General features: G+C 68.7%; 19 protein-coding genes. 8 read left to right on the top strand and 11 right to left on the bottom strand.

The annotated features are described in order from the left end of the window. Positions 1-336, bottom strand: a 336-nt coding sequence (locus tag VFU06_15770; protein ID HEU5210853.1) for a hypothetical protein, incomplete at its 3' end; no start/stop codon positions are given. Further along, the gene (locus tag VFU06_15765; protein ID HEU5210852.1) at positions 333-2192 is read right to left on the bottom strand and encodes an ATP-binding protein; all 1860 of its coding nucleotides are present in this window, start codon (positions 2190-2192) and stop codon (positions 333-335) included. The genes VFU06_15770 and VFU06_15765, both read right to left, overlap by 4 nt. Before the next feature lie 260 nt (positions 2193-2452). Between VFU06_15765 and VFU06_15760 the strand changes: the two genes are divergently transcribed. Then, entirely contained in the window at positions 2453-4642 is a 2190-nt protein-coding gene (locus VFU06_15760) for a UvrD-helicase domain-containing protein (protein ID HEU5210851.1), read from the top strand. A 33-nt stretch (positions 4643-4675) separates the two neighbouring features. Here the strand turns inward: VFU06_15760 and VFU06_15755 are convergent, their stop codons facing one another. Further along, a complete protein-coding gene (locus VFU06_15755) occupies positions 4676-5485 on the bottom strand; it encodes a hypothetical protein (protein HEU5210850.1) in 810 nt (269 codons plus the stop codon). Positions 5486-5597: 112 nt separating this feature from the next. On the opposite strand from VFU06_15755, the gene VFU06_15750 reads away from it, so the two are divergent. Further along, positions 5598-6731: an NAD-dependent epimerase/dehydratase family protein gene (locus tag VFU06_15750; GenBank protein ID HEU5210849.1), complete on the top strand. Its 1134-nt coding sequence runs from the start codon at positions 5598-5600 to the stop codon at positions 6729-6731. A gap of 118 nt (positions 6732-6849) precedes the next feature. Here the strand turns inward: VFU06_15750 and VFU06_15745 are convergent, their stop codons facing one another. Further along, positions 6850-7734: a hypothetical protein gene (locus VFU06_15745; GenBank protein ID HEU5210848.1), complete on the bottom strand. Its 885-nt coding sequence runs from the start codon at positions 7732-7734 to the stop codon at positions 6850-6852. Further along, a complete protein-coding gene (locus VFU06_15740) occupies positions 7731-8018 on the bottom strand; it encodes a hypothetical protein (GenBank protein HEU5210847.1) in 288 nt (95 codons plus the stop codon). Before VFU06_15740 ends, VFU06_15745 begins: the two co-directional genes overlap by 4 nt. Positions 8019-8163: 145 nt before the next feature. Between VFU06_15740 and VFU06_15735 the strand changes: the two genes are divergently transcribed. Then, complete coding sequence (locus tag VFU06_15735; GenBank protein ID HEU5210846.1) at positions 8164-8712, top strand: hypothetical protein; 549 nt, start codon at positions 8164-8166, stop codon at positions 8710-8712. Beyond that, on the top strand, positions 8709-10760 hold the full coding sequence (locus VFU06_15730; protein ID HEU5210845.1) for a patatin-like phospholipase family protein: 2052 nt from the start codon (positions 8709-8711) through the stop codon (positions 10758-10760). The genes VFU06_15735 and VFU06_15730 overlap by 4 nt, the downstream gene beginning before the upstream one ends. Positions 10761-10769: 9 nt before the next feature. Here VFU06_15730 and VFU06_15725 read toward each other — a convergent pair whose 3' ends face one another. Further along, positions 10770-11594 carry a glycoside hydrolase domain-containing protein gene (locus VFU06_15725; protein ID HEU5210844.1) on the bottom strand — a complete coding sequence of 275 codons (825 nt, stop codon included), beginning with the start codon at positions 11592-11594 and terminating at the stop codon, positions 10770-10772. 124 nt (positions 11595-11718) lie between these two features. Here VFU06_15725 and VFU06_15720 point away from each other — a divergent pair, with 124 nt between their 5' ends. Together VFU06_15720 and VFU06_15715 are read left to right on the top strand one after the other, a co-directional pair. Further along, positions 11719-12453, top strand: coding sequence for a cytochrome c biogenesis protein CcdA (locus VFU06_15720; GenBank protein HEU5210843.1), 735 nt, complete (start codon positions 11719-11721; stop codon positions 12451-12453). Next, positions 12447-12986, top strand: a complete 540-nt coding sequence (locus tag VFU06_15715; protein ID HEU5210842.1) for a TlpA disulfide reductase family protein — start codon at positions 12447-12449, stop codon at positions 12984-12986. The genes VFU06_15720 and VFU06_15715 overlap by 7 nt, the downstream gene beginning before the upstream one ends. A 12-nt stretch (positions 12987-12998) precedes the next feature. On the opposite strand, the gene VFU06_15710 is transcribed toward VFU06_15715, so the two are convergent. Both VFU06_15710 and VFU06_15705 read right to left on the bottom strand, forming a co-directional pair. Continuing rightward, a complete protein-coding gene (locus VFU06_15710; GenBank protein ID HEU5210841.1) occupies positions 12999-13331 on the bottom strand; it encodes a redoxin domain-containing protein in 333 nt (110 codons plus the stop codon). 9 nt (positions 13332-13340) lie between these two features. Next, positions 13341-13571: a hypothetical protein gene (locus tag VFU06_15705; protein ID HEU5210840.1), complete on the bottom strand. Its 231-nt coding sequence runs from the start codon at positions 13569-13571 to the stop codon at positions 13341-13343. Between the two features lie 125 nt (positions 13572-13696). Between VFU06_15705 and VFU06_15700 the strand changes: the two genes are divergently transcribed. After that, positions 13697-14941: an APC family permease gene (locus tag VFU06_15700; GenBank protein HEU5210839.1), complete on the top strand. Its 1245-nt coding sequence runs from the start codon at positions 13697-13699 to the stop codon at positions 14939-14941. Positions 14942-14944: 3 nt separating this feature from the next. Here VFU06_15700 and VFU06_15695 read toward each other — a convergent pair whose 3' ends face one another. From VFU06_15695 to VFU06_15685, 3 genes are all read right to left on the bottom strand, one after another. Next, positions 14945-16495, bottom strand: coding sequence for a serine hydrolase (locus tag VFU06_15695; GenBank protein HEU5210838.1), 1551 nt, complete (start codon positions 16493-16495; stop codon positions 14945-14947). 52 nt (positions 16496-16547) lie between these two features. Continuing rightward, positions 16548-17147, bottom strand: coding sequence for a class I SAM-dependent methyltransferase (locus VFU06_15690; GenBank protein ID HEU5210837.1), 600 nt, complete (start codon positions 17145-17147; stop codon positions 16548-16550). 68 nt (positions 17148-17215) lie between these two features. Next, the gene (locus VFU06_15685) at positions 17216-17725 is read right to left on the bottom strand and encodes a DUF411 domain-containing protein (protein ID HEU5210836.1); all 510 of its coding nucleotides are present in this window, start codon (positions 17723-17725) and stop codon (positions 17216-17218) included. A gap of 180 nt (positions 17726-17905) precedes the next feature. On the opposite strand from VFU06_15685, the gene VFU06_15680 reads away from it, so the two are divergent. Beyond that, positions 17906-20281, top strand: a complete 2376-nt coding sequence (locus tag VFU06_15680) for a M14 family zinc carboxypeptidase (protein ID HEU5210835.1) — start codon at positions 17906-17908, stop codon at positions 20279-20281. The last annotated feature ends 235 nt before the right edge of the window (positions 20282-20516 follow it).

Below are 20516 nucleotides of genomic sequence, written 5' to 3'. Positions count from 1 at the left end.
CAGCACTGACGTGCCGATCATGATGGGCACGTCGCTGCGCACGAGCTGGGTGGATACCGTCAGCGGCGCGACCAGCGCCGACAGGCCGAGGATCGCCAGGACATTGAAGATGTTGCTGCCGACGACGTTGCCGACGGCGATGTCAGCGTTGTGCTGCAATGCGGCCTGCACGCTGACGGCCGCCTCCGGGGTGCTGGTGCCGTATGCCACGACGGTGAGGCCGACGACGAGCGGTGTGATGCCTGCCGCCACGGCCAGCCTGGCGGCTCCACGCACGAGGAACTCGGCGCCGAGCACCAGCAGGAGCAGCCCTGCAACGAAGATGACTCCGGTCATTGGGCGGGTTGCAGGTCCCTCGGGAGGCGCACGGTGAACGTGGTGCCCACGCCCTCCGTGCTCGACACGCTGATTTCGCCGCCGAGCCGCCAGGCGAGCTGACGCGCCGCGGTCAGGCCGAGCCCGCTGCCGCCACGTTCGACGTCGAGCTGGTGGAATGGCTGGAAGATACGATCCACCTGGCGGGCCGGAATGCCCACCCCGGTGTCGTGCACGTCGATCTGGACGTGGTCCGCCTGCTCCAGGACGTGCAGACGAACGCCGCCGGTCACGGTGAACTTGATTGCGTTGTCGATCAGGTTCAGCAGGATCTGTCGCACCCGCCCAGTGTCGCTGCGGATCGTCACCGGGTGCGCCGGTGCCGCCAGCTCCAGCGTGAGTCCTCCCTCGGCCGCCGTGGGCCGCATCGAGTGAACGCATTCCACAGCCAGCTGGCGCACATCGATCGATTCCAGATCCAGCGCCGGCGGTGAGATGACCTCACGTGAATAGGCCAGTGTGTCGTCGACCAGCCTGGAGAGATGCCAGGCCCCGGCACGCAGGCGCCGGAGCTGGCGGCGCTGCATGTCCGTGAGCGGCCCTCCCGTTTCCGCCTCGAGCAGGTCGGCGTAGCCGAGGACGGACGTGAGCGGGGTACGGAACTCGTGGCTGAGATAGCCGATGAAGTCTGACTTGGCGCGGCTGCTTGCACGCGCTTCCACGAGGAGGCGCGCGTTGTCCAGTGCAAGCGCCGCATTCTCACCGTACGCCTTGCCGAGCAGCAGGTCGCGCGCGCTGCATTCCTCGACGGTGGCCCCCAGCAGTGTCAGCACACCGATGACTACGTTCTTGCGCTTCAGCGGCACGAGCACGGCGGCGTGGAGGTTCAGCTCCTCCAGTACGCCGCCGGCGCCCGGCGCGATCTGCTCGCGCTGTGCTTCACTGAGGAACGGAATCACGTCCACCTCCCCCGACTGCAGCACGGCACCGACCACCGTGCCGGGCTCGCGGCTCGCCGGCTGCGAGAGTCGCCCGCTCAGCTCGCCGGCGGGTGCGACGTAGCGCGTGTCGCGGCCGTCCATCTCGCGGGTGTCCAGCAGCGCGACACGGCCAAGGGTCGGGACGGCGGTTTCCACCACCGCCTCCGCGACGGCGGCTGCACCCACCGATTCGTTCAGCAGCCGGCCGGCGCGTGCGAGGAAACGTGCCTGCTGCGCTGCGTAGTCCGCTGCCTGCCGCTCGGCGCGCTCCTGGCGGAGTCGGCGCTCCGTTTCCTCGGCGCGGATGCGCTCGCTGATGTCGCGCAGCATCCAGCGCAGCTCGGGTGCCTCGGACGCATGGCGCGCTCGTACCACGACGTGCCGCTGCGTGTCACCGCGCGCGCGCAGACGCATCTCCCACTGCAGCGGCTGCTCTGCAGTCTGCAGATCCGCCAGCCACTCCCAGAAGATGGGCTTGTCCTCCGCGTCTACCCATGCCGAGAACGGTCGCCGGGTGAGGTCCGCGCGCTCGATGCCGAGCAGCTCGGCAGCGGCCGCGTTCGCGTCGACGATCGTGCCTTCGAGGTCGGTCAGCAGGTAGGCGTCCGGACTGAGGTCGAGCAGCTCGCGGTAGCGGGCCCGCTCCTGCTCCATGCGCGCCGCGTTGCGGCGCATCGTATCGAGATGCAGCCGCAGGTCGTCATCGCTGACGCGCAGCGCCTCGATCGTTTCTTCCAGGTGTGCGAGTACGGGCTCCGTCAGCGGCGCGGCATGGCCGGACTGCTCCGCCTGCGCATACGTGCGCAGCCAGCGGCGCAGGTTCTCCACCTGTGCATGTACTTCCTGCTCGTCACCTGCGTCGGCGTCGCGCTGCTTCTTCCGCTGCGTTCGCCCCATACCTTCCCGAACGTTCTGCCGTGGCACGGCGCATGGCCGCTGCATCCGCATGCGACATCTCATGTACCGACGCTGTCGCAGATCCGGTCCGCAGCTCCGTACCCCCGCGGCGCGCATGAACGTGGCTGGCCCGGGCCCCGGCTGTCAATTCGCCGCATCACCGCACGGGTTTTCCTCGCAGCAAGGTCGCCAGACTGTTGCGACCAGGCCTCCGACGCCAGATTCCGCGCTCGCAGCGTCCACCCTTTCGAGCAGCATTCGTGTCCGATACGCAGCACCTGGCAGGTCTCAACTCCGCACAACGAGCGGCCGTCACGCACATCGACGGGCCACTGCTCATCCTGGCCGGCGCCGGCACCGGCAAGACCAAGACACTGGTGCACCGGATGACCCATCTCATCCGGAGTGCCAATGTCCCGCCGGCCCGCATCCTGGCCGTCACGTTCACCAACCGCGCGGCCGAGGAGATGCGCGAGCGGGTGCACGGGTACGTCGGCAAGGAGGCGCGCGCGATCGCGCTGGGCACGTTCCACGCGCTCGGTGTGCGGATCCTGCGCGAGCACGGAACGCGGCTCGGCCTGCCGCAACGCTTTGCGATCTACGCGACCGGCGACCAGCTCGCCACGCTCCGCAGCGCGGCCTCGGAAATCTCGATCGGCGATGACCGCTTCGACCACAAGCGCATCCTCTGGCGCATCTCCGACTGGAAATCGAAGCGGATCGGCCCGGAGCAGGCGAAGCGGATCGTCGCGGAAGAGCAGGCGACCGGGACACGAGCGGACGACTATGCAGTGCTCGCGGCGGATGCGTACCCGCGCTACGAGGAGACCCTGCGTGCTGCGGGCGCCATAGATTTCGATGACCTGCTGCTCCTGCCGGTGCAGCTGCTCGACCAGGACGAGGAGGTGCGACGCGCGCTCTGGAAGCGCTGGCACCACGTCATGATCGACGAGTACCAGGACACCAACAGCGTGCAGTTCGAGATGGCGCGGCTGCTCGCGGGCACCCGGCGCAACCTCTGTGTCGTGGGCGACGACGACCAGTCGATCTATGCGTTCCGCGGAGCGGACGTCGGCAACATCCTCGAGTTCGAGCGCCATTTCCCCGGCGCCAGGGTCGTAACGCTCGAGGACAACTACCGCTCCACCGCTCGCATCCTCGGTGCGGCCAACGCGATCATTGCGGCCAACCGGCACCGTCACCAGAAGCGGCTGCGGTCCACGTCCGGCATCGGCGCTCCGCTCACGTTGCACGAGTTCGAGGACGAGCTGATGGAAGCCGAAGGCGTGGCCGATGAGATCACGCGCCGTCGGCTCCTGCACCGGATGAAGTGGGGCGACATCGCCGTCCTGTACCGCGCGAACGCGCAATCCCGCCCTCTCGAGGAGGCGTTCCGTCGGAAGAACATCCCCTACCGCGTCATCGGCGGCGTCTCCTTCTTCGAGCGCAAGGAGGTCGCCGACGCGACCGCCTACCTGCGAGCGGTCGCATGGCCCCACGACGAGGTCTCGCTTCGGCGGATCATCAACTATCCCACCCGCGGGATCGGCCGCCAGACCGTGCTGCGGATCGCCGAGCGCGCACGCGAGCAGCGAACGTCGTTCGTGAGCACGCTCGCCCATGCCGGTGCCGGCGACGTCGGCGCGCCAGCCGCACGCGCGATCCAGTCGTTCCTCGCGCTTGTGGAGGAGGCCCGTGCGTCGCTGCTGCAGGCGGAGGCTGCGGCCGCTGCGCGCCCGCCCCAGGCCGGCGAGCAGACGCCTCTCGCTGACTGGGCGCAGCAGCTCTTCGAACGGATCGGCCTGGAGGACTCCCTGCGCACCGAGTACCGAGATCCGAAGCAGGCGCAGATGCGCGTGGACAACGTGCGGGACCTGGTCGGCGCGATCACCCGCTACGAACGCCGCATCTGGGCAGAGCGACTCGGCGAGGTTCTCGAGGCGGATCGGCTGACGGACGACGAGCACTGGGCACCGCCCACCCTGCACGATGCACTCGGCCGGCTCGCCCTCGCCGACATGGACGAGAAGGACGACGACAGTGAGCGCACTGACGACCGATCGGTCGCGCTCATGACCATGCACTCCGCCAAGGGGCTCGAGTTCCGGGACGTGTTCATCGTGGGCGTCGAAGAGGGGATCCTGCCGCACACCCGCTCACTGGACGATGCAGAGGAGAGCGGTACCGACGCACTTTCGGAGGAGCGACGGCTGTTCTACGTGGGCGTCACACGCGCCCGCGAACGGCTTTCCCTGTCCTGGTGCCGCAGCCGGAGGCGGGCCGGCAGCGCATACGAGGTGCTGCCTTCACGCTACCTGGAGGAGATACCGCCCGAGCTGTGCGAGCGGATCAGCCCCCACATCGAGCGCGCGCCGGAGGAGTCCCAGGCAATCCGGGAGAACTTCTTTGCGTCCATGAAGAAGATGTTCGCGGAAGAGCCCGATGCCTGACATGCACGCGGCTGACCGGTTCCGTCCGGCCGCTCAGCAACCGCGGGGATAGTACCAGACGCGCGGCCTGCCGCGCGCGTCCAGGTACCGGATCCAGACGGTGTCCGTGCGCACGACGGGTGGATCGACGCAGAAATCGGACGGCGTGGTCAGAACGACCCGCATCCATTCGTTGCTCCGCTGCAGCGGCGTCATCGTGTAGTCGGGTCCGTCGCTGCCGCCCGCAATGTCCGGCCACAGGCGTTGACCACCGGGCTCCTCGTAGACGGCGAGGCTGTCCTGGTTGCGGAAGTAGAGGTTCTGCCCCGCCAGTACGTCCGCCCACCACTCGATGTTGAAGTCGGGCGACGTACGAACCCAACCGCGCCGCGGAGCGCCCTGCGCGTCGACGGCATGCAGCACGCGCACCCAGGCGCCATCGCGCGTCACACTGTCGACCGGCAGGCCGCTCTCCTCGTACGACCACTCGACGTCGTTACGCACCAGGCCTCGCTCCGACGTTTCCAGCCGGTACTCCCACGTCCAGTCGAGCCCGTAGCGGTGGATCCAGCGTGCTACGGGCATCGCCTCGTCATCCGGCCCCGCCCGCACGAGCATGGTGTCCTCCCGCACGCGACCGACGGAATCCGCGCGAACCGTGAGATGCAGCACGCCGCGGCCGATGTCCGCACGGTCGTCGTAGGCGCCCCCTTCCCCCGGCAATGCGCGATGCGGGGTGGCGCCGGGGCCGGCCTGCCCAGCCTCTGCGGACGGCTGTGCCTCGGCGGCGGCGCTGTCGCTCGCCATGCGGGCGTCGGTGAAGCAGCCGCCGAGCGGCAGCACGAGAAACACCAGTGACCTCATCCGACGCATCCTGCCTCCCGTCTGCGGCCCGGACGAACGCGTGCACCGCTCTGGCCCGCGCCCCCGCCGTTCCGCATAATGCAGCAATTCCCTCATTCGATGCGAGGCATGTATGCCCCAGGACCGCCGGCAGTTCCTTGCCACGTCGGCCTCGGCCGCACTCGGCCTGTCCGCCGTGACCGGCATGATCCCTCTGCCGGCTGCGGGAACGCCGGTTTCCCGGGCCCGCAAACCGCTGCGCATCCTGATCCTGGGCGGCACGAGCTTCATCGGCCCTCACCAGGTGGAATACGCGCTCGGGCGCGGCCACGAGATCACGCTGTTCAACCGTGGGCGCACGAATCCCGGCATGTTCAGCGAGCTCGAAACGCTGATCGGCGACCGGACCGGGGACGTCAAGGCGCTGGAAGGCAGACAGTGGGACGTCGTGCTCGACAACTCCGCGCAGGAGCCGGAGTGGGTGGAGCTCACGGGGCGGGTGCTGCGCGACAACGTGCGCCGTTACATCCTCGTCTCGACGCGTTCCGTCTACTCGGACCTGAGCAGCGTCCCGTCGACGGCGGCTGCGCCCGTGTACACGCTGGAGAACACGCAGGTGGAGCCCGGGCAGCGTCGCCCGTACGGGCTGCGCAAGGCACTGTGCGAGCAGGCGGCACGTGCAGCGTTCGGCGAGCGCGCGACCATCGTGCGACCAGGCCTCATCATCGGGCCCGGCGACGAGACGGACCGCTTCACGTACTGGCCGGTGCGCATCGAGCGCGGCGGCGAGGTGCTTGCACCCGGCGACGGCACGGATCCGGTCCAGATCATCGACGCGCGCGACCTCAGTGAGTGGATGATCCGGCTTTCCGAGAATGACACGCCGGGCACGTTCAACGCCGTGGGGCCGTTCAACCCACGCCCGTTCGACGAGCTCCTGCACGGCATCCGCGCGGTGACCACCGCGGAGACGTCGTTCACGTGGGTCGATACGGACTGGCTGCTCGAACGCGACGTCCGCCCCTACAGCGACCTCCCCGTCTGGATGCCCGCCCGCGGCCGCAACCTCGGCTTTGCCCGCTTCGATCTCACGCCCGAGGTCCAGGCAGGCCTGACCTTCCGCTCCCTGGCCCGGACGACGGCGGACACGCTCGCGTGGTGGCACGAACAGCCGAAGGAGCGGCAGGTGCTCAAGACCGGCCTGAAGCCCGAACGCGAGACCGAGCTGCTGTCCGCTTACAGGAAGATGCAGGCAGGACGACGCTGAACCGCTCGAACACGCAGAACGGGGCGGCGCGCGTCCAGCGCAGCCGCCCCCACCCACCGTCAGTCCGAAGTGTCCAGGCGTCCACGCTCGCCCTCACCCGCCTATCAGGACCGGCCGTTCAGCCGTTCCCGGATTCGAGCCACGCACTCCACCACATCGCCCGCAGCATCTCGGCGCCCGCCACCAGCCGCTGCACCGCGAACTCGCGGTGAGCCGTGGCGGTGTTGTCTGCACCGAACGCTTCCGTCTGCTCGAGCTGGTAGAGCCTGTCCAGCTGGGAATGCGTTGCGCGCAGGTACGACATCACGTCCTCGCGCACGTTGCCGATGCGGCGTGGCTCCGCGGCCACGCGCGGGATCAGGTCCTCGGGCGTGATGTTCGCCTCGACGAAGCGGCTCTCGAAGCGTGAGTGGAACGTGCGGTCCGTTGTGTAGCCGCGCGGATTCTGAAAGCTCTCGTTCCAGCCGTTGTGGTGCACGGACGTGTGGTGCGGATTCGACCCATCGGTCACGTAGTGGCCGAGGATGCCCGCGTCGTTGATGATGCGCTGCTCGATCCAGCGGCGCTCATCCGCGTCGCTTGCCGCGCGCCACTGCCGCATGCCCGTGACGAGCCGCTGGTACAGCTCGATGACCCGGTACGGCAGCAGGCCGGCATCGCGTGCAGGACGCTCCAGCCTGGTCGTGCGCTGCAGCTCCGCCAGGTAGCTGAAGCGGTCCGGCGCCTGCAGCGCGGCGGGCGGAACCACCTCGAAGTCGATGTAATGATCGTACTTCCACGCCTCGTCCATGGCGGCGGACTCGCGGTCCCGCCAGCGGTCGGGCTCCGGATTCAGATAGACGAGCTGGTCCGCCGCGGCTCGGAAGAAGTCCGGCATACCGGCCGGCAGGTTGGTCACCGCTGCACGTGCTGCCGCGCGGTGACCGACCGCGCCCCAGTCCATCACGGCGGGAGGAGGGTTGACGATCGTCGTGCACAGGATCGTTGCGTACAGCAGGATCATGGGTTCAGCTTCTCGGTTCTTCGGTCCTTCGGCTCGGCGAGCAGATGCTCGACGAACTCCTGCCGCTCGCGCAGGCGGCCAAGATCGGCCTGCATACCCTCGACCAGCTGGCGCAGGTCCGACAATTCCCGCGCGGCTGCATCATCGAGCTGCGGCTTCACTCCCATGCGTTGTTCGAGCAGCTGGCCCAGCTTGCGGGACAGCGGGAACAGCAGCACGAATCCACCGATGAACAGCGCCAGGATGAGCGTGAATGCCATGCCGGCGATTGCGTTGGGATCCATGGTCAGGCCCCGGTTGAGGGAGGAGTTCGGGAAAGATGCCGCGTCCACCCCGCGCTCGCCAGAATCCGTCCCTGTGCGGTCGCGCAGCTTGCGAGAGGTCTGCAGACTTGCTCGCTTCCGTTCACCCCGTTACTGCGAGGCAGACATGAAAGGATACCCGGCCCGCGTGCTGGCATTTCTCGCGGCCACCGCATTGCTCGCATCGTCGGCAGCCGCGCAGGACCCGGCCGCAGCCGTACCTCCTGCTGATCCGGAGGACGTCGCAACGCCCGACGCCATCATTGCCGCACTCTACGACGTCATCTCCGGTCCCGCCGGCGCCGCCCGGGACTGGGACCGCATGCGTTCGCTGTTCGTGCCCGGCGCACGGCTGATCCCGACCGGTGTGCGCCCCGACGGGACGCGCGCGCATCGCATCATGAGCGTCGAGGACTACATCCGGACCAGCGGTCCGGTCCTGGAGCGCGACGGTTTCTTCGAGACGGAGACGCACCGCGTCACGGAGCGGTTCGGCAACATCCTGCACGCGTTCAGCACCTACGACTCCCGGCGCAATGCGGATGACGCGGAGCCGTTCATGCGCGGCATCAACAGCATTCAGCTCTTCCATGACGGCGCGCGCTGGTGGGTCGTAACCGTGTTCTGGGATTCGGAGCGGCCCGACAACCCCATCCCGGCGAATTACCTGCCGTGAAGCGACGCACTGCCGCGGCGCTGCGCGTGCTCGTCGCCTGTGCGTGCATCCTCCTGCTGCGTGCACCGGTGCAGGGGCAGGAGGCACTCGTGCTGAGCGGTGGCGGCGGGCGCGGAATCGCTCATGCCGGGGTGCTGCTGGGCCTGGAGCAACGCGGGCATTCACCGGACGTGGTGATCGGCACCAGCATGGGCTCGATCGTCGGCGCGCTGTACGCCGCGGGTGTCGATGCGGACAGCATTGCCGAAATCTTCACACGCGAGGACTGGCGGGCGCTCTTTGCACCCGACGTGCTCACGGTCGGGCCGGAGCGAATCGCCGTGCGGCCGCTGGTCTCGTTCGGCGTCGGCGATGATGCACTCGTGCTCGGTGGCGTGGTGCCGGATGCCGGCATCAATCGCCGGCTGGTCGAGATGTTCTTCGATGCGGGTGCGCGCGCACGCAGCGATTTCGACCGGCTGCCGCGCCGCTACCGCGCGGTCGCTGCAGACCTGCGCGACGGCAGCGTGGTCGTGCTCGGCAGCGGCGACCTGGCGCGCGCCGTGCGCGCCAGCATGGCGGTGCCCGGCGTCTTTTCACCCGTCGTGATCGACGGCCGGACCCTCGTCGATGGCGGCATTGCGGACAATCTGCCGACCGCACAGGCACGTGCGCTGGGCGCGTCGTACATCATCGCGTCCGATGTGCTGCAGCCGGAGCTGGATGAGCTGCCGACGTCCCGCGTCGCCATCGGCGTACGCGCACTGCGTCTGCTGATCGAGAATGCATCGCCACCGGGTCCAGAGCCGGACGTGTTCATCGCGCCGCGGATCCCCGAGGAAGTCAGCGCCGCTACGTTTCCCGCCGAGACCAGGCCGCTGATCGACATCGGCCGGGCAGCCGCGCTCGACGTGCTGCCGGCACACACGGCCGCTGATCCGCTGCCGCTCCCCGCACGCCTCGATCGCCTCGCGGACTCCGTCGTCGTCGAAGGCGGCGACGCGCGCCTCGACGCACTGGTGCGCGCTGCCTTCGCCGATGCGGCAGGCGCAGAGTACGACGCCGGGCACATCGTGCGACGCGCGAGCGGGCTGTATGCGACGGGGATGTTCCGCGGCATCTGGCCGCGCGTGGAAGGCGACGATGGTGAACCCACGCTGGTCGTGCGCGCGGAGGCCGTGCCGGCATCGATCTTTGCCCTCGCCGCAGGATGGGACGACCGGCGCGGTGCACGCGGGCTGCTCACACTGCGCCAGCGGATCCGGCTCGGCGGAGCGAGCGAGTTCCGCGTGAGTGCCCAGGCGGACCGGTTCCTCCGGCGCGGCGCGCTGGAGCTCGGCCGGCCACTCCCACGACAGCCTGCCATCTCCCTGGGCGCGGGCGTTCACTACGCCGACCGGGACGTTGCGCGCTTCACACCCGAGGGCGAGGACGTGAACGTCGAGCGACGCGGTGCCTGGCTGAGCGCGGGCTGGCGCACCGCCGATGGCCGCTACAGCGCTGCACTCCAGTGGATCACCGAGCACGTGCGTCATCCTGGAGGCACCGGCACCAGCACCGGCCCGCGGATCCATTTCACGGAAGCGCCCGCGTACCCGCTGATCGCCGGCGAGCCGCTGCTGCTCGACGCAGGAATCCGCTTCGGTGACGTCGCATACCCGCACCTGCGCGTGCGCGCGTCGCTCGATCGCGCGGTCGGTCGTCTCATGGGAGCACTGGTGATGGACGCGGCGGGCACGGACGGCGATGCACCCGCGGACGCACAGTTCGCGCTCGGCGACGTCGGCGGACTGCCCTGGCTGGACACGGGCGCGGAGCGCGGAACCCGACGACTGATCGTCGGGGCGGACGTCGCCTACCGCATCTTTCTCGACGGCGGCATCCGGCTGCGGCTCCGCTCGGGCGCGGCAGGCGGCACGATCGAGGACCTCCAGGATGGCGATGCCTGGCACAGCGGCCTCGAGATCGGCGCGATCTGGCCGACGCCGTTCGGTGTGCTCGCGGGCGGCTTCGCTGTGGGCACCGACAGGAGCACACGCTTCACCGTGGATATCGGCAGCACGTTCTGAATCGCCCGTTCAGCGGTACGGCATGATACCGGGGACTGCCACGCTCGCGACATTGGCGTCGACACGCAGCGTGACGTCGCCCCACGTCTCATCCACGTCGAAACGACCCTGCCAGATCGCGGCGCTCAGGATGCCCGAGTCCGCGGGCCGGCTGCCCACGTCCAGTGCGCCGGCCCGCGCGACCCACAGAAAAGGCTCGTCGCTTCTGCCGGCCGCTGCGAATGCAGCGCGCGCACGCTCGAAGAGCGGGGTGACATTGCGCTCGTGCGCGTACAGCGAGGGCGTGTAGCGACCGCGCGCCAGCATCTCGGTGAACCACGCGTGCACGTACTCCTCCATTGCACGTGACACGCGCTCCATGCGCTCGACATCCAGGAACACAGGCGTGCCCGGCGGGAAGCCCTCGGCGTCCATGACGCTGTCCGCGGCGACAGCATCGGCAGCGCCCTGCGCCGGCGTCAGGTTCTGCGTCGTGCAGCGCGCTCCCTGCTCTGCAACGGTCGTGTCCCCTGGCTGGATGGCCGACCAGTCCTGCTCGCCGACGAACAGCGGCGCGACGCCCCATCCGATCGATGCAATGCGCTCGCGGGTTCCCACCCAGCTCGTGCCCGTGTAGCAGGGTGCCGGCAGGTAGTAGCCGACCCAGCGATACGGCGACGCGTCCAGCCAGGTCCGCATCGCGGCGTCCCCGGGGTAGGTCCGCGTGTCGAAGCCCGGCAGCACGCCGCCCGGCGCCGACGGCCCGTGCCCAGTGCTGGCGCAGGCGGCAAGGCCGTGGGCCATGAGCAGGAGAGCGGCGGCGCGAAAGGGGCGCATGAGCGTACGTCGTGTCACGATCGGCTCCGTCCATGGGTTTCTTTCATGCCGGCGCGTGCCGATGCATCCGATGTGCCGCACGGAAATGGCCGGCGATGGTCCTGCATGTTAGCATTGGCGGATACCTCCACCAGCGGAGCCGATGCCGGAGCTACACGCGATCCCTGCATTCCTCCTGCAGAGCGGGCTTGGCGATTCGCTGCAGCAGCAGCCGCTGCTCGCCGTCGCCACGATGTTCGGTGCGGGTGTGCTCACCAGCCTGACGCCGTGCATCTACCCGATGATCCCGATCACGGCAGGCGTCATCACCGGCACGGCCGGCAAAGATGCGCCGCGTGGCAGAGTGGTTGCCCTGACACTGACCTATGTTGCGGGTCTCGCGCTTTTTTACGCATTGCTCGGCGTCGTCGCCGGTCTCAGCGGGCAGCTGTTCGGCACGGTGGCGAGCAGCTTCGAGGCACGCTTTCTCATCGCCAACCTGCTCCTCGTATTCGGCCTCGCCATGCTCGGCGCCCTGCCGGTCCCGTCCTCGGCGCGCCTGAGCACGTGGGTTGCATCCCTGCGCGGTGGCAGCTACCCAGCCGTCTTCCTGCTGGGCGCGACGTCCGGCATCGTCGCGGCACCCTGCGGTGCACCCGCATTCGCCGCCGTGCTGACATGGGTCGCCGCGACCGGCAGCGGTGCACTGGGGTTTGTCTACCTGTTCGCCTTCTCGATCGGCATGACGGCCCTGCTGATCGCCGTCGGCCTCTTTTCCGGGGCGCTTGCAAGACTACCCCGATCCGGCACATGGATGGTCTGGGCGAAACGGATCGCCGGTGTGATCATGCTCGCAATGGCGGAGTACTACCTGATCCAGGCGGGAATGGCATGGTGAACGAGCACGCACGACCGGTTCACATGGTGCAGAAGCTTGCAGGAGTGACGCTGCTGGCGCTGGCCGCGTGCGCCGCGGCGGCCGCGGATGCCTCTGCGCAGGACATCGGGCTGCCGATCGGCACAGCCCCCGCGGCTGCCGTGGTGGAGGATCTCGACGGCAATGCGGTCGACCTCGGCACGGTCGTCGGCACGAAGCCGGTGCTGCTCGAGTTCTGGGCAACGTGGTGCCCGCTCTGCGAGGAGCTGGAGCCGCAGATGCGCACCATCACACAGCGCTACGGCAATGCCATCGACGTGCTCGTGATTGCCGTCGGCGTCAACCAGAACCCGCGCTCGATCCGCCGTCACCTGCAGCGCCACGACGTTCCCGGCCGCATCCTGTTCGACGCCCGCGGCGCCGCCACGCGGGCGTATCGCGCGCCGACCACGTCCTACGTCGTCGTGCTCGATGGCAGTGGGAAGGTAGCCTACACCGGGCAGGGCGCCGACCAGGACCTGCTCGCGGCGGTGCAGCAGGTCCTGCGGCGCTGAGGCGAACCGGAGCTACTGCTCCGGCTCGCCCGTGAGCTGATCGATCGCGGCCTCGAGCTCCTCGTACGCGGTCGGATCGATCTCGCGGAACGGAACGGCGCGGAAGGCGATCCGCCCGTCCGGTCCCACGATGAAGAGATTCCTGTTGGTCAGCCCCGGGCGCGATGCAAGCGCGCCGTACTGGCGGGCGACTTCGGTCCCTGCATCACTCGCCATCAGGAACTGGAACTGGTCGTCCCGTGCCCATGAGGCGAGTTCCTCGATCGGATCGGCACTGATCGCAATCAGCACCACATCCTGTCCATCCTTGAAGATCCGGGCGTACTGATCACGGTACGCATGCATCTGGATCGTTCAGCCGCGGGTCCGCGCCTTGAAGAAGAACGCGAGCACAACGGTCTTGCCGTTGAAGTCGCTGAGGCGGACCGGGTCGCGCAGCACGCCGTAACGCGTGGCGCCGGGCAGCTCGAAATCAGGCGCAACGGCGCCGATCTCGAGGGGCGGTGGACTTTCGGGCTCCTGCGCAGCCGCAGGTGCAGCAAACGCGAGCAGGACGACCGCAGCCGCAGTCACGAGTCGCTTCATGGCAGCCTCCGTTGGGGTCGGGCCAAGATGTGGTGCGGCCGGCGTGCGCGCCAGCATGCGGCGTCCACGACGCTGACGCAACGACACACCTTGCGGTCTCCCATCGAGAGTGGTCACATCCCGGCATGGCTTCCGACAACGCTCCGCAGCTTCGCCGCGCTCTCGGCCTGCTGGATGCGGTCGGCATCGGTTTCGGTGCGATCGTCGGCGCGGGCATCTTCGTAGTGACAGGCGTAGCGGCCGGCGCTGCGGGACCAGCCCTGATCGTGGCGCTCGGCATCGCAGGCGCCGCAGCAACCGCCAACGCGCTGTCATCGGCACAGCTCGCCGCGGTCTATCCCTACGCGGGCGGCAGCTACGAGTACGGCTACCGCCTGCTGGGCGGGTGGGCCGGCTACATCGCCGGGTGGATGTTCCTCGCGAGCAAGACGGCCGCGGCAGGAACGGTCGCGATCGGGCTCGGCGGCTACCTGGGTGCGCTGGTGCCCGATCTGCCGCCGCGCGCGGCCGGCGTCGCGGCGATCGTGCTGTTCACCGTCCTCAACCTCTTCGGCGTGAAGCGCACCAGCGCGGCGAACCTCGCGATCGTCGCGGCGTCCGTCGGTGCACTGCTCGTCTTCGTCCTCTTCGCTGCGAACGACGCCACCGGCGCCAGCTTCGAGCCCTTCGCGCCAACGGGCATCGGCGGCATCATGCGCGCCGCGGCACTGCTGTTCTTCGCATACACCGGCTATGCGCGCATTGCCACGCTCGGAGAGGAGGTGCATCACCCGGAACGCACCATCCCGCGTGCGGTCATGATCACGATCGTCGGTGCCATTCTGCTGTACGCGGCGGTGGCGGCGGTCGCGATCGGCACCGCCGGCGCACCCGCGCTCGCCCGCACCGCCGCGCCACTGTACGTCGCGGCATCGTCAACATCGCACGCCTGGCTGCCCGCACTCGTGGCGGTGGGCGGACTCGCGGCGATGCTGGGGGTCGTGCTCTCGCAGATCCTGGGGTTGAGCAGGATGGGTTTTGCGATGGCGCGACGCGATGATCTGCCGGCGATGCTGTCCCGGGTCGACGAGCGCGGCGTCCCCCGCACCGCGGTCATCGTGGTCGGCACGGTGGCGGCCATTGTCGCCGCCACCGGCGCGCTCGATGCCGTCGCAGCCGCCGCATCGTTCACGATTCTGGTGTATTACGGCATCACCAACGCCGCCGCCATCCGACTGCGCAACCCCGAACGCTGGCTGCCGGCGTGGGTGCCCGTCTTCGGGGTGCTCGCGTGCGCGACGCTCGCACTCTCGCTCGACCTGCGCACCATCATCGTCGGCCTTGTCGTGCTCGCGGCCGGTGTCGTGGTCAGGGTGGTGCAGCGGCGCTGAACCCTACGGCGCCGCTGGCTCCGCCTCCACGCGCTCGAACTCGCCGAAGCCGGACAGCTCCAGCTCGGCCGCCTCGGCATCGCGGTCGAGTGAGAACGTCACGAAATCCCGGCCGAAGCCAGCCCGGCGCCACACCGCCCTGAACGTGTCGTGGTGCCAGTGCTCGAGGTCCGCCACGTAGTCGGGCGCGTAGTCGAGCACGAGGTGTCCGTTCTCCATCCGCAGACGCACATCGCCGTACAGCTCGCTGCGGTACGTGCCGGTGTAGCCGTCCAGGGCGAGCGACGGTCGCGTGTCGGGAACGCGGCTCTCCTCGACTTCCTTCGCGCGGGCCTCCGATCGCTTCTCACCACGCTGCGCGAGCGCCAGCAGCTCGGCGCTCCAGTCGCGCTGCGGCAGGCCGAGCAGTGCATCGATGACCCGGAACGCGATCCCCTGCTGCAGATTGCTGCTGCCCAGGTTGGCGATCACGACGACACCGATGTCCTCCTCGGGCACCATCATCACGTGCGTGCGCGTCCAGTTCAGCGAGCCCGAATGATGCACGAGCTCGTGTCCGTGGTAGTCCTGCACCTGCCAGCCAAGCGCATACGCACGCAGGTTGGTGCCGGGATACATGCGCTCGGAGGTGGTATCGGCATGGATCACCACCTGCGGCTCGTGGAGCTCGCGCATCGTGGCCTCCGAGAGCAGGCGCTGCCCCTCGTAGACGCCCTCGTTCAGGTGCAGCCGGATCCACTGCGCCATGTCGTGCACGCTCGAGAACGCCGAGCCGGCGCCTCCGAGGTTGTCGTAGTTGCGCAGCTGCCCGGCGATCACCCGGTCGTCGTCCCAGGTGTGCGGTGCGGAAACGTTGTCGCGCGTCGCGACGACCGCAGCGCGCGTGGTGCTCCGATCCATTCCCAGGGGCCGGAACAGCCGCTGCTCGATGAAGTCGTCCCAGCTCATGCCCGCGGCGGCCGCCACGACCTCGCCCGCCGTCGTGTACATCACGTTGTGGTAGCCGTACTGCGAGCGGAAACCGTTCACGGGCTCCAGGTAGCGCGCGCGGCGCAACACTTCCGCACGATCGAAGGGCCCTGCGATCCAGAGGTTGTCACTGCGCGAAATGCCCGCTCGGTGCGTGATCAGGTCCCGTACGGTCAGGTTGTGCGTCAGGTAGGCATCGCTCAGCTCGAAGGACGGGAGATGCTCGACCACCCGGTCGTCCCAGTCGAGGCTGTCCTCGTCGACCAGCATGCCCAGGGCGGCCGTGGTCATTGCCTTGGTCGTGGACGCGATCGCAAACAGTGTGTGCTCATCCACGCGGTCCGGCCGACCGAGCTCGCGCACACCATAGCCACGCGCGTGAATGATCGAGTCATTGCGGACGACCGCGATCGCGAGACCCGGCACGCTCCAGTCGCGCATTGCGCTCTCGATGTAGCTGTCCAGCCCGCCGAGCGGCGCGGCCTGCGCAGCCACCGAAGACGGCAGGACCATGAGCGCTGCAACCAGGGCGTGCAGCAGCATGACGTGCAGGCGCCGCGAGCGCCGGAGTCCGACCAGTCTCATCCACTCCTCCAGTTGTGAACCTGTCGTGTCAGGTGCTGTGCGGAAGCCAGCATCACGATCCGCAGCGCTCCAGCTCGTTGGTCGTCGGGTAGAGCCGCGGGCCGATGAAGAGATACAGGCCGACCGGTACGAGACCGGCGAGCCGGAACGCGCGCCGGTACCACTCCGCCGAGCGCATGTGCCAGTCCTCGCGGTCCCCTACCATGTCATCGCCTGCCGTGAATGCCTCGATGTATGCGACCCCGGCGGTCCGTCGCGCAAGCAGCCGCAACCCCTCGCGCACGTCGTCGTTCGGCAGGTACTGCAGCACGTCGGAGCACACGACCAGGTCGTAATCGCGGTCGAGATACAGCTCGTCCAGCTCCAGCAGTGTGCCCTGGATGATGTTGCGCGTGCGGCCGTAGCGGTGCACCGCGTACTCGCTCGGATCCACGCCCGTGTACTCCAGCTCGGGCCGCATCCTCCGCAGGATGCCCCGCCAGGGTGCTTCGCCGCACCCGACGTCGAGCACGGTGTGCACCTCGCGTCCGAGCAGATGCTCAGCGGCCGCAAGCGCGAGGCGCGCCTTGCGCTGCACGACGTCGTCCCGCACGACCGCCCGCGCCGAGCGGTACCAGCGATCGAAGTACTGCCGGTCGTAGGTCTTGCTCACGGGTCCGGGGATCGGGAAAAGGAAACGCCGTGCGGGTCGGCGCCCGCACGGCGTGAGCACTGCACTGGTCAGCGACTCGCGTAGACCATCTGCGAGCCGTCCTTCCGGAATGCGACGACGTTGTACGGATCCTTGTACGGACCCTCCATCCCGGGCGAGCCCATCGGCATGCCGCCGACCGCGATGCCGACGATCGCCGGCTTCTCGGTGAGCATCCGCTGCACCAGGTCGGCCGGAACGTGACCCTCGAGCACGTAGCTGTCGACCTCGGCGGTGTGGCAGCTCACCAGCTCGCGCGGAATGCCGAGCTGCTGCTTGTACTCGTAGATGCCGGGATCCTCGCGCGACTCCACGCGGAACCCGTTCGCCTCCATGTGCTTCGCCCAGTCGTCGCAGCAACCGCAACCCGGGTTCTTGCGCATCCGGACGAGCGGTCCGTCCCCGTTCATGGCGAGGGCCGCGCCCGGGCTCCCGCCCTCCGCTCCACGCTCGCAGCCGGTCAGGAACATCAGCGGGCTGAGTGCGGCCAGTGCAGCGCCCGCGCCGGCCGCGGCGAACCACTGTCTCCGTGTGGACATCCTGTCTCCTCTTCTCTGGTGCGACTCCCATACCATGCCGCAAAGAGCGTGTTTCCGCCAGTCGCCCTTCGCCCCCCGCGCGTGTCGGGGATTGTCCCACGCGACGTCGCCGCTTGCCTCACCGCCGTGCGCCGGCTACCATCGCGCGTCCCCCTGAAAGCCCGACATGCGGAGGCCGCAATGACCCGTCGTCTCCACGCCGCAGCCCTGCTGTGCATGGCGCCGCTCGCGCTGATCCTGTCCGCCTGCGCGCAGCAGGCGGTGGTACAGCCGCAGACGCCCGTGCCCGCACAGCAGCAGGCGGCGCCCACCGCCCTCGACGTGCCCGCTCCCGCGTCGCATCTCGGCTTCGAGATCGGCGCCGACCGCAAGCTCGCCGACTGGGACCAGCTGGTCGGTTACTACGAGAAGCTCGCGCAGGCGAGCCCGCGCGTCACACTGGACACGCTCGGCACCACCACGAAGGGGCGGCCCTTCGTCATGCTGACGGTGACCAGCCCGGAGAACCACGCACGCCTCGACGAGTATCTCGCGATGCAGCGCAAGCTCGCCGACCCGCGCACGATCCGCGACGATGCCGAGCTGCAGTCTCTGCTGCGCGACATGCGTTCCGTGGTGCTGATCACGCACCAGATCCATTCGACGGAGGTCGGCGGCGGACTCACGGCCGCGCGCATGCTGCACCGCCTCGCCTCGTCCAACGACGCCGAGGTGCTCGAGATCCTCGACAACGTGATCCTGCTCGACGTGCCGTCGCTCAACCCGGACGGGCTGGACTGGGTCTCCGAGTTCTACATGCAGCACGTCGGCACACCCTACGAGGGGATGTCGCCGCCATGGCTGTACCAGTTCTACGTCGGCCATGACAACAACCGCGACTGGTACGCGTTCACGCAGAAGGAGACGCAGCTCGCCATCGAGCACGGGCACAACGTCTGGCGACCGCACATCGTGCACGACATCCACCAGATGGGTGCCAATGGCGCACGGATCTTCTTCCCGCCCTACATCGATCCGGTCGAGCCCAACGTCGATCCCGCTCTGGTCAGTGCGCTCAACCAGCTCGGCGCCTACATGGCCGCCGAAGTGACCGCGCGCGGGATGCCGGGAGCGGTAATCGGCGCGATCTACGATGCGTTCACCCCCGCCCGCGCATACCAGCACTACCACGGCGGCGTTCGTATCCTGAGCGAGACGGCGTCGGCACGCCTTGCCTCGCCCCTGGACGTGCCGGGCGAGCGCGTGCGCGGCGGCCGCGAGTACGACGCTGCGACCGCGAGCTGGAAATACCCGATGCCCTGGACGGGCGGCACCTGGCGTATTGGCGACATCGTCGACTACATGGAGACCGGCGCCCTCGCGCTTCTCTCCAATGCGGCACGCAACCGCACGTTCTGGGTCGAGAACTTCTACAACATCAACCGCCGCGCGGTCGAAGGCTGGGAGGAGTGGCCGGCAGCATGGGTGATCCCCGCCGAGCAGGACAACCCGATCGGGCTTTCACACGTGCTGCGCATCCTCACGATGGCGGATGTGGAGGTGCATCGCGCGACCGCGCCGTTCACGACGAACGGGCGGCAGTACGCGGCCGGGACGTACGTGATTCCCATGCAGCAGCCGTACGCCTCGTTCGCGCAGGCGATGCTCGAGGTGCAGGAGTATCCCGACCTGCGCGAGTACCCCGGCGGCCCGCCGCGCCGGCCGTACGACGTCACGGCGCACACACTGCCCCTGCTGATGGATATCGAGGCAGCGGAAGTGGAGGCATGGAGCGGGGCGGCGCCGTCGCTGTCCGCGCCGATCGAGCAGGTCGACTGGCGGTTCGAGCTGCCGCCCTCGCTGCGCGGGCCGGATGCGCCGCGCATCGCCATCTACAAGTCTTGGCAGGAGCCGATGGAGGCCGGCTGGACGCGCTGGGTCTTCGACATGCACGAGCTTCGCTACGACACCCTCAAGGACGCGCGCATCCGCCAGGGCAACCTGAACCGCGATTACGACGTCATCCTCCTGCAGTCGCAGAGCCCGCGCTCGATCGGCGAGGGCTATGAGGCAGGGTCGCTGCCGGAGCAGTACACCGGCGGCATGAGCGAGGCGGGTATCGCCGCGATCCGGGATTTCGTCCGCAACGGCGGCCGCGTCGTCGCCATCGAGCAGGCGACCGACTTCGTCACCGAGGTCTTCGATCTGCCGATCGAAAGCGCCGTCGAGGAGCTGCGTCCCCAGGACTTCTACATCCCCGGCTCCATCCTGCGTGCCGACCTCGACACATCGCACCCGCTCACGCGCGGCATGGACCCGAGCGTCAACGTCTGGTACTGGGGCGACTCGCGGGCCTTCGACGTCGGCGGTGGTGACGTACAGGTCCTCGCGCGCTACGCAACCGGCAACCCCAAGGTGTCCGGCTGGATCCTCGGCCCCGAGCACATCGCCGGCAAACCGGCGCTGGTCACCGCACGCGTCGGCCAGGGTGACGTGGTCCTGTTCGGCTTCCAGCCCAACTACCGCGGCCAGACCATCGCGACGTGGCCACTCCTGTGGAGCGCACTGACGCCCTGAACGGAATTTTTTTACCGCTGAGTCGCGGAGGGCGCTGAGGACTGTGCGGTGAACCTTGAGTATCGCGACAACCGCGACATTGCTTCAATTGGCGTAACAGAAAGCAGCGGGCGGATCCGAAAGGATCCGCCCGCTTTCATTCCAACGGGCGACTCCACGGGGCGCGGGCGACTCCACGGGGCGCGGGCGACTCCACGGGGCGCGGGCGACTCCACGGGGCGAGGGCGACTCCACG

The organism is Longimicrobiales bacterium (assembly GCA_035764935.1).
GTDB lineage: Bacteria > Gemmatimonadota > Gemmatimonadetes > Longimicrobiales > RSA9 > DASTYK01.
This window is presented reverse-complemented; position numbering and strand designations above follow the sequence as displayed.